Annotated in this window: 11 protein-coding genes and 1 pseudogene; 4 read left to right on the top strand and 8 right to left on the bottom strand. The window is 39.3% G+C overall.

From position 1 onward, the window contains the following. The first annotated feature begins 448 nt into the window (after positions 1-448). Positions 449-1,933 carry a sodium/proline symporter PutP gene (gene putP, locus AAC852_RS08050; RefSeq protein ID WP_340620592.1) on the top strand — a complete coding sequence of 495 codons (1,485 nt, stop codon included), beginning with the start codon at positions 449-451 and terminating at the stop codon, positions 1,931-1,933. A 237-nt stretch (positions 1,934-2,170) separates the two neighbouring features. Here the strand turns inward: putP and AAC852_RS08045 are convergent, their stop codons facing one another. After that, positions 2,171-2,479, bottom strand: a complete 309-nt coding sequence (locus tag AAC852_RS08045; RefSeq protein ID WP_340620591.1) for a hypothetical protein — start codon at positions 2,477-2,479, stop codon at positions 2,171-2,173. Positions 2,480-3,040: 561 nt separating this feature from the next. Next, complete coding sequence (loiP, locus tag AAC852_RS08040) at positions 3,041-3,793, bottom strand: metalloprotease LoiP (RefSeq protein ID WP_340620590.1); 753 nt, start codon at positions 3,791-3,793, stop codon at positions 3,041-3,043. Positions 3,794-4,281: 488 nt separating this feature from the next. Between loiP and cycA the strand changes: the two are divergent. Further along, positions 4,282-5,666 (top strand): annotated as a pseudogene (gene cycA / locus AAC852_RS08035) (D-serine/D-alanine/glycine transporter). Between the two features lie 272 nt (positions 5,667-5,938). On the opposite strand, the gene speD reads toward cycA, so the two are convergent. Further along, on the bottom strand, positions 5,939-7,444 hold the full coding sequence (gene speD, locus AAC852_RS08030; RefSeq protein WP_340620589.1) for an adenosylmethionine decarboxylase: 1,506 nt from the start codon (positions 7,442-7,444) through the stop codon (positions 5,939-5,941). 228 nt (positions 7,445-7,672) lie between these two features. Beyond that, positions 7,673-7,882, bottom strand: a complete 210-nt coding sequence (locus tag AAC852_RS08025) for a TetR/AcrR family transcriptional regulator (RefSeq protein WP_340620588.1) — start codon at positions 7,880-7,882, stop codon at positions 7,673-7,675. 165 nt (positions 7,883-8,047) lie between these two features. Between AAC852_RS08025 and AAC852_RS08020 the strand changes: the two genes are divergently transcribed. Beyond that, positions 8,048-8,365: an EamA family transporter gene (locus AAC852_RS08020; protein ID WP_340620587.1), complete on the top strand. Its 318-nt coding sequence runs from the start codon at positions 8,048-8,050 to the stop codon at positions 8,363-8,365. Positions 8,366-8,660: 295 nt separating this feature from the next. Beyond that, on the top strand, positions 8,661-8,984 hold the full coding sequence (locus AAC852_RS08015; protein ID WP_340620586.1) for a phage holin, lambda family: 324 nt from the start codon (positions 8,661-8,663) through the stop codon (positions 8,982-8,984). 423 nt (positions 8,985-9,407) lie between these two features. On the opposite strand, the gene AAC852_RS08010 is transcribed toward AAC852_RS08015, so the two are convergent. Genes AAC852_RS08010 through AAC852_RS07995 form a run of 4 tightly spaced genes read right to left on the bottom strand, consistent with a single transcriptional unit; the run spans position 9,408 to position 13,115 of the window. Further along, positions 9,408-10,193 carry a heme ABC transporter ATP-binding protein gene (locus AAC852_RS08010; RefSeq protein WP_422824272.1) on the bottom strand — a complete coding sequence of 262 codons (786 nt, stop codon included), beginning with the start codon at positions 10,191-10,193 and terminating at the stop codon, positions 9,408-9,410. Between the two features lie 8 nt (positions 10,194-10,201). Then, on the bottom strand, positions 10,202-11,230 hold the full coding sequence (locus tag AAC852_RS08005; protein ID WP_340620584.1) for a FecCD family ABC transporter permease: 1,029 nt from the start codon (positions 11,228-11,230) through the stop codon (positions 10,202-10,204). Further along, positions 11,227-12,045, bottom strand: a complete 819-nt coding sequence (locus AAC852_RS08000) for a heme/hemin ABC transporter substrate-binding protein (RefSeq protein ID WP_340620583.1) — start codon at positions 12,043-12,045, stop codon at positions 11,227-11,229. Before AAC852_RS08000 ends, AAC852_RS08005 begins: the two co-directional genes overlap by 4 nt. Next, on the bottom strand, positions 12,042-13,115 hold the full coding sequence (locus AAC852_RS07995) for a hemin-degrading factor (RefSeq protein ID WP_340620582.1): 1,074 nt from the start codon (positions 13,113-13,115) through the stop codon (positions 12,042-12,044). Before AAC852_RS07995 ends, AAC852_RS08000 begins: the two co-directional genes overlap by 4 nt. Positions 13,116-13,131 lie beyond the last annotated feature (16 nt).

Here is a 13,131-nt window from a genome sequence, read left to right as displayed (position 1 = left end):
AAATTAATCTGGTTTTGATGGTGTAGTTGGTGATCTTATGATTATTAATGAATTATCTATATGATATATAAGAGCTTGCTATTATATTTCTGAGTCAAATCATAATCGATCGTTTTATAAAAGGTGCAACTTCTGGAACATAAATGTGACTTGGCGAGCGTTTCTTGTAAAAAATGCCGTTAATCAGTTGTTAAAAATGTTTTAGCTAATCTAGGATAGAGAGTGATTTAAAAACAATTACAAATATAAACTATACATATCGGAACAACGTCACCTTCAGTGAAATGATCTTCGGGTACAACTCTGGTATAACCGAACAGGTGAATACTTGCTTTGAAGATATATTGTGCTGAAGGGGGAAATTTTAAGTACAGATAACATCATTGACGCAAATCAGACCGACTGAATAAACAGGATTTGCAAAAAAATACTATGGAGAAGAACCTGCATGACAGTAAATTCACCAATGCTAATTACCTTTATTGTCTATATTGCCGCGATGCTGCTGATAGGCTTCATAGCTTACCGCGCCACCAAGAATTTCGATGATTACATTCTAGGTGGACGGCGATTAGGCAGTGTGGTAACTGCATTATCTGCTGGCGCTTCTGATATGAGTGGCTGGTTATTAATGGGGCTACCGGGGGCGATTTTTTTAGCGGGTATTTCCAAGGCCTGGATTGCGTTAGGCTGTCTGCTTGGTGCATACCTGAACTGGCGATGGGTTGCAGGGAGATTACGTGTACATACTGAAGCTAATAATAACGCTTTAACATTACCGGACTATTTTACCAATCGCTTTGAAGATAAAAGTAAACTTCTGCGCATTATTTCCGCGTTAGTCATTTTAATTTTCTTCACAATTTATTGTGCATCTGCTGTTGTGGCTGGTGGATTATTGTTCGAAAACTCATTTGGTATGAGTTATGAAAAAGCAATTTGGCTTGGTGCATTAGCTACTATCGCCTATACCTTTCTCGGTGGTTTTCTGGCTGTAAGCTGGACCGATACAGTTCAGGCATCTTTAATGATTTTTGCTTTGATTCTGGTGCCTGTTTTGATCCTTTTTAAACTTGGTGGATTTGAATCAGCTATTGATATTATCAAAGCAAAAGATCCTGCTTATCTGGATATGTTTCAGGGTTTACAGACCATCACTATTATCTCCTTATTAGGGTGGGGATTCGGTTATTTTGGTCAACCACATATTCTGGCTCGTTTTATGGCGGCTGATTCTCATCAGACTATTCATAAAGCTCGTCGTATCAGTATGACATGGATGTTTCTATGTCTCGCAGGAACAGTTGCTGTTGGCTTCTTCGGTATTGCCTATTTTGAGCAAAATCCAGCGCAAGCAGGGAATGTTATGCAAAATAGTGAGCGTATTTTCATGGAGTTGGGAGTCATTTTATTCAATCCGTGGATTACTGGAATATTATTGTCTGCTGTTCTGGCTGCGATTATGAGTACCTTGAGTTGTCAATTGCTGGTTTGTTCCAGCGCATTGACAGAAGATCTCTATAAAGCATTTATACGGACTAAAGCAAGTCAGAAGGAATTGGTATGGATTGGTCGTTTGATGGTTCTGGTGGTCGCAGCTATTGCGATAGCGATAGCAACCAACCCGAACAACAAAGTATTGGCTTTGGTCAGTAATGCCTGGGCTGGCTTTGGTGCTGCATTTGGACCGGTAGTATTAATTTCAGTGCTCTGGAAACGGATGACACGTGATGGGGCATTGGCTGGCATGGTGGTGGGTGCAATCACGGTACTGGTGTGGATGGAATATCAATGGCTTGGTTTGTATGAAATCATCCCAGGATTTATTTTTGCTTCTCTTGCGATTGTGGTCGTAAGTTTGTTGGGTAAGGCTCCAAACCAGGCCATCCAGCAGCGTTTTATTGAGGCAGAAGTTCAGTATAAGACTAAATAAATTCTACTAAAAAACCTCTGATATATTGGAGGTTTATTTATTAGTTATCCCCTGTATCTTTTAAATTACAGTTTTGTTGAATGCAGCTTGAAAGGTAGAGGGGTTATTATCAATTAATCCCTTCATATCCATATATTTTATATATATGTAGCAGACATCAGTGAGAATATATTTTTCTTATATCAAACAAAGCTGGTCTCCAAAAATTTATTGGAGAACCAGCTTGCCTAAATTTAATTAGGACTCTGATGCAGATCCAGTCATGGAAGCAGGATAAAGATAAGCAGCCCATTCACTATACTGACAAACAAATATAGAAGCCGATTTTGATGATAATGGATTAGCTAAATTAAAAACTTTATCTCTTAACTCAGTAGCAGAATTTAGCGAGTTTCCAATATAAGTTCCGGCAGGTAACGTCATAATTTCGCCGCTGTGGTATCTGGCTGTTCTATGAAAATTAATTATTTTCATGGATTCATTAAGAGCATTATGCTCTTTTGGGCCTGCACCAAAAATTTCAACGCAGATCAGATAATTAGCCATATATCGCCTCTCTTTTATTTAAGAAAATATCAGTTATCTATTTTTTGACCACAGAATGTTATAACTACATCCAATCTCTTTCTGAGGCTGGTGTGCCGGTGAATTTAACAGGTATTAATGGTGTCTTGCCATATCAATAATTCACAGTTATTTGAGGAAATAGTCATGTAAGTGGAAATAACAAAGTATAGGAAAAGAAAATAATATTCTTTGCGGTTTTTAGTATTCTGAAAAATGAATATTTAATTATAAGGTTAAGAAATAAAATAACTTTGAGAAAATGAGTAAATAAAAGGAACTTATAATGAAAGCAATCCATGCTATTTTAATTTTGCGTGATGGGAAAAACGGAAATAAGGGAATGAACGTTCTTTTTTTAAATACGGAAACTGCTTATTGTGTCTGCTAGGCATGAAAAAACAGCAAAAATCATCGAGATCACAGAAAATTTCAGCTAACTTGACAATAGCCTGTTCCTTTTTAGATCGGTTTTTTATTCGTCTAAAATTCTAATCTTGGAACAGGCTATGAGTGCAATTTTTTACCCCGAATGTGGGTTAATTATTTCTTTTCTGCCGCGATACGATCACGTACGTGTTGAGCACGCTCTTGTGAAGGCGGGTGTGAATCAAACATACTGGTTTCACCACTGCCCAGTTTAGCCAGTTTCTCGAAGCTGGTGGCTAAACCCACAGTGTTGATATTGCGTTTTTTCAGCAGATCATAAGAGAAGTCATCAGATTGACTTTCCTGATGCTGCGAGAACTGCGAGTTGATCAGTTTTTCCCCCAGTGCTGCAAGCTGAGAATCACTCAGTTGTGCAGCTACACCACCGGCTGATGCAGCCGCGGTACGTGCAGCAACTGTAGCATAAGCAACTTGCATTGCTTTACGGGTGTGGCCCAGTGCAACGTGACCGATTTCGTGGCCTAGAACGCCTTCGACTTCATTGTCGTTCATCATGTCCATCAGGCCGCTGTATACACGCACACAACCGTTAGCCATTGCCCATGCGTTCACATCATCAGTCAGATAAACTTTATAGTTAACTGGTGTACCGTTAACTTCGTTACCTAATGCTTTGGCGATTTTGTTCAAACGCTTAGTGTATTGGCTGGATGCCGGTGCAATTTTATTCTGTACATCCATATCATTACATGTTTGGTTAGATATGTGTTTGACATCAGAATCACTTAATGTCGCCGCCTGGAATAGTTGCATTCCGGAGTGAGCCAGCATTCCCTGATCAAAATTCTTACAACCAGTTAGAATTACAGTAGAAACAGCTACTGCAACAATAGCTTTAATTTTCATAATGTTGTTTTTCCTTTGCAATACATGCAACTATAGTCTTTTAAGAGCATTAAAAGATTATGAATTTTGATAAAAATAACAATAGAAATAAACTCAAATAGTTATGATTATGTGAATTTGGTAACATTTTTAAAAAATAATCAAAATATTAAGTAGAGTAATTTAGTTTAATTTTTTTAACAAAATGCCTTTTCGTCTATTTAATATGAATTCTCAAAATGTAAGATCATTTTCTTACTCCTCATATCGCGAGGAGTAAGGGGCTTTGGGCGCTAAACGTGTCGCTATTATGGAAAGGCATTTATACGCTTTCAATAATTGAATAAAATAAATACAGTATCTAATTTTGTGAGTAGCGCAAAATACAACCTGTTGGTTTTTCGTGTAAATTCGTTCTGTTAATACTGTAGTTGTCTATGTCACAATGGCTCCTTAAACACAGCTTGCTGCTATTGAGGTCATGCTGTGAGAATAAACTGGATACAACTATGGAAGAAAAAATACAACCTACACACCCACCTAAAACTGAGGGTTTGCACCTTCAGCGAAGTCTCACTAACCGACATATACAGCTTATCGCTATTGGAGGGGCTATCGGAACTGGTCTGTTTATGGGATCAGGTAAAACTATCTCTCTGGCAGGGCCATCGATCATTTTTGTCTATATGATCATTGGATTGATGCTATTTTTTGTGATGCGTGCAATGGGAGAGTTATTACTTTCCAACCTGCATTATAAGTCATTCAGTGACTTTGCCGCAGATCTACTTGGGCCATGGGCTGGTTTTTTTGTGGGCTGGACTTATTGGTTCTGCTGGGTGATTACTGGTATCGCCGATGTTGTCGCTATTACCTCTTATGTTGGATATTGGACACCTGATTTTCCTGAATGGGCTACCTCACTTCTATGTGTTTTGGTATTGCTGACTCTGAATCTCGCGACAGTAAAATTGTTCGGAGAATTGGAGTTCTGGTTTGCAATGATTAAGATTGTTGCCATTATTGCCCTGATTGTGATAGGAGGAGTGCTGATTGGCATTCATTTCCAGTCACCAGAGGGGCATACTGCCTCCCTTACCAACGTTTGGAATGACGGGGGTATGTTTCCAATGGGGCTGAGTGGCTTCTTTGCGGGATTTCAAATCGCTATATTTGCTTTTGTTGGAATTGAATTGGTAGGAACTGCTGCTGCGGAAACCAAAAATCCAATGAAATCACTGCCGAAAGCAATTAATGCTATTCCGATCCGAATTATCACATTTTACGTGTTAGCTTTGATTGTTATTATGTCGGTTACTCCGTGGCGTGCGATTGTGGCAGATAAAAGCCCATTTGTGGAATTGTTTGTCCTGATTGGATTACCGGCAGCAGCCAGTATTGTGAATTTTGTGGTTCTGACTTCTGCTGCTTCCTCAGCAAACAGTGGGGTTTTCTCCACAAGCCGGATGTTATTTGGTTTGGCAAAAGAGGGGGATGCACCAAAACAGTTCAGCCGTCTTTCCCGACGATCGGTTCCTGCATCAGGTCTGATATTTACGTGTTTATGCCTCTCCTGTGGCGTCATTTTGATCTACTTTATCCCCGATGTAATGCGTGTCTTTACGTTGGTAACGACAGTATCTGCCATTCTGTTTATGTTTATCTGGAGTATGATTTTATGTTCCTATTTGGCCTATCGGAAACGTCGCGCTGAGTTGCATAAGGCATCTGTTTATAAAATGCCATTCGGTATTGTTATGTCATGGGTGTGTTTAGCTTTCTTTGCTTTTGTTTTAGTATTGTTGTCGTTGCAGCCTGATATGTTACACCAGTCTGGTTTATTATTTTAATGATTGGGTTTCAGATTGTGAAAAGGCGCAGAGCCCGTCTTTAGTCACAGAATGATCATCCGTATAATTAGTGGCCCCGTATCGGGGCCATTTCTTTGCTGCCCTAAATTGCCTGCTTTTTACTACAGCTTTGTGAAAGATAGTTTGTATAGTCAGTCTGCCATTTTTGTCCCTTGATGGAATCTTAGTTGCCATGTACCAGATGCTGATAACGGACAAATGGATGAACGTAGGACTTTGTTATATGGATGTCCTGACTTATTCTTTTCATAAGATTGATAAGTAAGAATCAGTGGATGTTAAAGTTATCAGATGATTAAAAACCTCGTTGTAGTATTTTATACTCATACTCTTGTGAATTTAATTGGCTTTGTAGCTGTTTCATCAGCGTCTCATGATGCTTAAAATCACTACATATCAGTAAATCAAGTGCTGCATAGTTATATTCAGGCCAGGTATGTATAGTAAAATGTGACTCTGCTAATATCACAGCTCCGCTAACTCCTCTGAATTTGGATTGATGAAAATGGCAGTTGATAATATTGAAATTACACTTAGCAGCAATATCAATCATTATGGTTTCGATAGCTGATACAGACTTTAATTTATCTGTTTCACAATTTTTCATCTCTATGACAAGGTGAGTACCAAGCCGTTTTGTGCCTGTGGAGAGAGTGATTTTTTCTTGTCCCTGGTATTGAAACTTAGTCCCTTTACATCTATTGCAACCTGTCTCGATAAGTTGTTCTATTGTTAATATGCTCTTTCCATATCCAATAGTAAGTTGATTATCACATGATTTGCATTGATAAAATTTTACACGAGGGTTAATTTCTCCGGTATATATTTTGTTGGAGTAAAAGCTATCTTCTGAAATCATAGAATATGAACTTTGTGTAACAGAGAGAATGTATAAATCACTGACATTACCAATAATACTTCCACCATGATATTGATTGAATTGTGGATAAATGTTTTTGATAAAAAGATTTTGATCGCTAAACAGCTTTTGTACTTCTTGGTTTTCTTTAGGTTTTTTTTGTCCAAATGATAATAATATTTCACTGCCGTCATTTTTAGCAAAACTGATTGCCCGTGATAAGAATAACTTTAACCCACTAAAAGTATATGGTGGATCTGTCAAGATAACGTCGAAGTATTTGGTATACTTATCTGAGTGTTTCAGATCTACGTATTCAGTATTAATGATGAAATTATTTTCTTTTGATACCTCTTTAATAAACTCCAATAGTTTTTTATCTATATCTTTGACATAAATATTATCTTTACAATAATGACCTAGTTTTTTAAATGCCATCATTAAAGCTAAAGATGTTAAATCATCATCCCCCAAAAAGAGAATTTTTTGTTTAAATACTATTGGATTATTCAGTAGTAACATTATCCTGTGTATTGATGTATCCAAAGTCGCATGGGCTTGGTCTAACAGTACATTGACGCGTGGACGTTTAGCATAGATAGGTGAAAGTAAATTGACTAATTCATCTCTAAACTTCCTGTTTTTTTCTTTTATAAATAATGACCTATATAATTCAGTATCAACCAATTTATAATTAAGTTGATCTTGTACAAACTGGATACCTAATGGAGTTAGTTTAAAAATGCCTTTGTTATCAGCGTAGTTTGATTTTATTAACTCTTTTTTAAAAGCAGATACTATAGGAATAGGTAACCCTGTTTTTAATGAGAGATCTTTATTTGAAGTGCGCTCTTCCAAATATAAGTGTACAAGTAATTTCTCCAGTACTTCAATCGGTTGAGATAAATTCATATTGTTTTTTATAGTATAGAGTATATTCATTGTAATCTCTTTTATATTTTCCTAGCCATATCGATGATATAATCGAAGTGGTTTTTTATTAATTCAGTTGTTAAAATTCCTGTCAACGCCATTACAGTCAATCCCTCTAAAATAAGGAAAGTTTATTCTGCTTTTTTTGTTCAAAATTAGTTAATCTAAGAATTATTTTTACATTGGATTAATATGATTCACGTGCAATGTTACTGTTGTCTGTCTTTGATTCCTGGATCATAAATTCATATCCGGCAACTCGAATAGTTTTTGCCGAACAAGCGCGATAAAAATATCTTTAGTGGATCGTAAATAGCGATAAACTCCACCACGACTGATTCCACATTCAGTGATAATATCAGTCATTGTAACCTGGCTATATCCTTTTTTAATAAAGACTTTGTATGCTTGTTCTAAAATATATTGATGATTTTTCTGTGCTTTCATTTCATTACCTTTGAAAACGACATCAATGTCACTTTCGAAGTAATCTATGTTAAATATATTGCTTTTGCAATAAGAATATTGACCACAAATAAGTATAAAATTATTTTTGCATAGTTATTATTATAAATTTTATTATAACGGTAGGATTAACAAATCATAATTATATTGGTAATAATTGCAATTTCTGTTGAATCTCCTGTGCCTGCATTATTATTAGCATCATCTGAGAGCCATTTGGCGAGTATTTATATGGGTATTGCAGGTTCTTTTCTTGCTTATCTTTTCTGGAATATAGGCATTGCTATTCGTGGGGCAGGTAAGACAGCAATATTTTTTAATTTTGTACCTATTTCTGTATTGACGATACAGATAATTGTAGAGAACAGGTTCAGCTTAATTCAGTTTATTGGCAGTACTATTACTATTATAGGCGTACTGTTGGGGCAAGGTACTATCAAAATATTCCGAAGAATGCTGCCGTGATATTGGCATTGTGATAACCAACGAAAAAATGAATGCGATGAAACTAATTAATGAGCTATGGCACATTTTGAGCAACATTTGGCGGTGTGATTTAGTACTGAGCAGAGCACAAGTATATGACAGTGTGGTTGCTTTATGCTGACGTTAATATGGATATATACAAAACGTCACTCAGTACTGGATCAATCCCCGTCTAACCGATTCTGATTTGAGAAATATTAGGCTGGAACTGTGATTGAACCGCCAGAAATAGCTTTATATCTGTGACGTCAATTATTCAATTATGGGACTAATGATGAAAGAACACCCTGATTTATGGATTGAATTTATGGATAGCCTGAGAAATGCCAGGCCACAGATATCCGGTTCCTTGCTGGCTATTATGATCTGTTATGGACGTCTGATTTATGACGGTGTAGAACGAAAAAAACGCTGGGTTGAACCTTTTTTATGTGGGGCGCTATCATGGGGATTCTCAAGTGCGCTGGAACTGATTGGTATTCCCAGCAGCATGTCACCTGCGCTTGGTGGTGCTGTGGGCTTTATTGGTGTAGAAAAATTGCGCGAAATTGCGATCCGTATCATTGATAAGCGCTTGGATGAAAAATCACATGATTAAAGAAAAGACTAATGTGGAGAGTTGAACAGGCTATCTTGCAAAAAGCCGGCCGACTTAATGGCACATATTATCCAGTCCAGCAGCCGTGAAGGAGATTTGATGGCCGATAATGGGATGGTCATCGGTCACTGGCGGGCAGGTATAAGGCCCGTCAGAAAAGACGTGGCCATCCTGAGATTGTTACACTTGGTATTTACCTGCCAAAGTTTAATCAACATACGAGCCAGATAGCTATCTCTACAATTACTTTAGTTGAATTGATCTTGGGTACAGAAAAAGTTCAAATCCTGAAAGAAGCCTTACAACAGTAGAAAATTTTACCTCACGATTAACAATCCTTCCTTTATGATGTACAAGCTGCGTTTCACTAGGGTAATTTACATATGCCAGGCCAATCAGCTTCCGAGGTATTCTGACATGTCATTATTGCCGAAGGTAAACTTGCGGCTGGGAAGTTTCAGGATGCTGGGTTACGCCTAAATCAGCCCGATACCATTGTTTAAGGGTATCATCACGCAGGACATCCTGTGGTGTGCCGGATGCAACTAACTTTCCTTGATGTAATAGGATAATTTTATCCGCATAGAGTGCGGCCAGATTGAGATCATGCAATACGCAGCAGACCGCAAGAGGGTGTTGACGAGTCAGATTATGAACAAGTCGCAATGTATGCTGTTGGTGGTAAAGATCCAATGCTGAGGTTGGTTCATCCAAAAACAGACAGGACTCTGTTGGCTCTGGATGCCAGAGTTGAGCCAGAGTCCTTGCCAATTGAACACGTTGCTGTTCTCCACCAGAGAGTTGCTGATAATTCCGATGCCTCAGTTCTTCACACTCTGTTAATGCAATTGCATCGTCAATAGCGATTTGTTTATGAGCGTTTTCATGAGGGACTCGTCCCATTGCAATAATTTCTTCCACACTGAAAGGAAAAGAAAGTGAACTGTATTGCCGCATTACTGCACGGATCCGTGCAAGTTTTTGGGTTGGCCATTGGGGCAGGGGAATTCCTTGTAACAGGCATTCGCCACTGTTTGGTGAAACATAACCGGTTAACAGCCGTAATAGCGTGGATTTACCTGCACCATTGGGACCAATAATTGCAACCACTTCTCCTTGATGGATAGAGAGCGAAATCGCTTTGATGATTTGGCGCTGCCCAATGAAGTAGTTCAGATTTTTGGCTTCAAGTAAACTTTTTGTCATTATCGGCTCCATTACAAACGGCCTTTTGATGGTTTAAGGATTAACCCTAAGAAATAAGGGGCACCAATTAAACCGGTAATAAGACCAACCGGCATTTCGGCGGGAGCAACTAACGTTCTGGCTAATGTATCCGCAGTTAACAAAAGACATGCACCACCTAGCGCTGATATTGGTAGTAACCAGGAATGATCACCACCAAACCGCAATCTGGCAAGGTGGGGAATAACCAAACCAATGAAGCTGATAACGCCACTCAACGCGACCGCACAGCCAATCAGTAAGGCACTAAGTAGTAGTAATTGAAACTTAGTTTGTTGGACATTAATGCCTAAATAGTGAGCTTCTTCATCGCCTAATTGCAGTAGATTGAGTTTTCGAGATTGACTGAATGCTAACAAGCTGACAGGAATAATAATAGAAGCGGCAATAATCAGTGTCGGCCATTCAATCTGGCTCAGTGAACCCATCATCCAAATGGTAAATTGACGTAATTGCTGGTCATTACTGATATAACTCAATACACCGATAAATGACATGCACAGTGCATTGATGGCGATACCTGCAAGCAGTAATTTCGATAAATTACCGTGGCTATATTTATTTAATGAAAAGATCAGTAATGAGACTAATAAACTACCGCCAAAAGCTGCAATAACATGACCATACAACGCAATATTTTCAGATAATATGTTGTTTGGTAAAGAGAAAGGCAAAAAGGCAGGCACAACAATGATGATTGCTACAGTCAGCGCAGCACCACTGCTGATCCCCAATAATCCGGGATCAGCAAGAGGATTACGAAATAAACCCTGCATTATGGCACCGGAAACAGCCAGCGCACCGCCAATCAGAATCGCCAATAGAATGCGTGGTAGCCTGATATTTAACCAGATTTGCCACTGTGGGTCATCCAAAGAGGATTCCCACAGAGTTTTAAAAGAAAGAGGCAATGCCCCCATATTGGCTGAACTGATTGCCAGAATAAATAGCAATACGCCCAGTAACATCAAACCAAAACTGGGGGATTGGGTACGACTCATTGCACTTTCTCCGCAGCTTCACGGACTTGTTTCATCACTTTTGGAGTGTGGATACCGAATCCGAGTAAGCTCATTTCATCCACAACGACAACCTGTTTTTTCTTTCCTGCCGGAGTAAAGTTCAGGCCCGGAAGTTGCCACAGTTTATCCATACCACCTAGCGTTTTCAGTCCTTCGGTGCTGACCAGCAGTAAGTCAGGCTGGCTGGCGATAACACCTTCCTGAGATAAAGGGCGATATCCTTTGAATCCCTGCATGGCATTTTTGGCACCAATGGCATGAATAATCTTATCCGCCGCGGTTTGTTGGCCGGCTGCCATTGGCATAATCCCTCCGTGACTCATAACAAACATCACTTTTGTGGGGATGTTTGACGTGGTGATTGCAGCCAATTGTTGTTGATATTGAGTGATTAGCTCTTCACCACGTTTTTCCTGGTTGACCGTCTTGGCGACGGTCTTGATTTTTTCAGGAACGGCTTCTAACGAGGCTTTGCTGGTCACTTTAATAACTTTCACACCGGAATCTTCGATTTGCTTGAGTGCCAGAGAAGGTTGGGCCAATTCACTAGTGATCACCAGTGACGGGCGCATAGACAAAATTCCTTCTGAATTCAGCATTCGCATATACCCCACATCTGGCAATGAGAGTATTTCCTTAGGGTTTTGACTGGTACTATCCCTGGCAACAACATGCCGTCCCTCGCCAAGTGCAAAAACAATTTCAGACACATCACCGCCAATTGCGACAATACGTTCAGCGGAGAACGCACTGGAGGAGATGGCAAGCATAAATGTTAGAAGCCACTTTTTCATGCTACACAAGTTTCCTTTTCTGGTTGCAGTTTAGGTAGTGCGGCAATTTGTTCGCGCCACTGTGTCTGCTCAGGAGTACCTTCGGTACGCTGACCATACAGTTGGGCGATTTGGTTACCATTCACATCGAACAACTCAAGGCTGGTGACGAAACCATCTGTTGTTGGCTTGCGTGTGATCCAGCTTTCAGCAATAGCACTTTCAATCAGGTGCAACGTGAAATTATGATTAAAAATATTAGCCCATTTCTGAGAAGAGTTTTCTTCCTGATACGGCATCAGACGCTCAAGTTTACCAGTAAAGATCTGGATACAACCGCGATTTCCAACAAAGATCATAATTTCATTTTGATCTTTGTGTGCAACTTCAAGGATCTGAGTCAGGGCGGAATTCTCTACACGGTAAGCCAAATCATCTTTGACAGCATTGAAAATCTGCTGGCGATTCAGATTATGACGTTTCATCATGATGAAGAACTGGTGAACGTCGGTCATTGCACGCCATTCTTCATCCAATTGTGTTTTCAGCTCTTCAGTCACTTCTGCATATTCAGGGGCTTTTTCAGGTTTCACTTCCAGTGCCGGGTTTTTATCTGTCTGATATTTCTCAATCAGGGCTTCCCATGCAGCCATATCAGTATGTTCTGTTGTATACACTTTGTGCAGAGCATCACCCTGGCGATCAAAGAACTGGATACTGTGACGTATACCATTTTTCGTAGGTTCTACCAGAGAGAAAACACAGCTCCAATGTTCAAAGAACATACGTAAATCCAGTTCACGCGGATTGAGGATCAGACCAACATGCTGGCTGAACTTCGTGTTTTCGTAACGGCCAACCTGTTCGTGGACAGCAAAATCATTGCGGGTAATGGCCTTGGTTTCACCGACTGTTGCTAGTTCTTGCAACAGGGTAGGAGCATCAACGTTCAGACGTTTTGCGTCGATACCGACACGACTGTGCAGTAATTCTCCTTCGCTGACATTAAGATAAGCGGCTAAGTCGCGTGCATATTTAGCTTTATTATCCGCTTTTGCCTGTAGGTAACGTTCATAAAGTGACTGATTCACAGATACTAGCTCCTTA

The organism is Xenorhabdus siamensis (assembly GCF_037996745.1).
Lineage (GTDB): Bacteria > Pseudomonadota > Gammaproteobacteria > Enterobacterales > Enterobacteriaceae > Xenorhabdus > Xenorhabdus indica.
The sequence above is the reverse complement of the archived record's forward strand: the minus strand, read 5'-3'. Positions and strand labels throughout refer to the sequence as shown.

Bases quoted from the DNA above. Each gene is read 5' to 3' on its own strand.
- putP (WP_340620592.1), top strand. From the start codon at position 449: ATGACAGTAAATTCACCAATGCTAATTACCTTTATTGTCTATATTGCC.
- AAC852_RS08045 (WP_340620591.1), bottom strand. From the start codon at position 2,479: ATGGCTAATTATCTGATCTGCGTTGAAATTTTTGGTGCAGGCCCAAAA.
- speD (WP_340620589.1), bottom strand. From the start codon at position 7,444: ATGAATATACTCTATACTATAAAAAACAATATGAATTTATCTCAACCG.
- AAC852_RS08015 (WP_340620586.1), top strand. From the start codon at position 8,661: ATGAAAGAACACCCTGATTTATGGATTGAATTTATGGATAGCCTGAGA.
- AAC852_RS08005 (WP_340620584.1), bottom strand. From the start codon at position 11,230: ATGAGTCGTACCCAATCCCCCAGTTTTGGTTTGATGTTACTGGGCGTA.
- loiP (WP_340620590.1), bottom strand. From the start codon at position 3,793: ATGAAAATTAAAGCTATTGTTGCAGTAGCTGTTTCTACTGTAATTCTA.
- AAC852_RS08000 (WP_340620583.1), bottom strand. From the start codon at position 12,045: ATGAAAAAGTGGCTTCTAACATTTATGCTTGCCATCTCCTCCAGTGCG.
- AAC852_RS08025 (WP_340620588.1), bottom strand. From the start codon at position 7,882: ATGAAAGCACAGAAAAATCATCAATATATTTTAGAACAAGCATACAAA.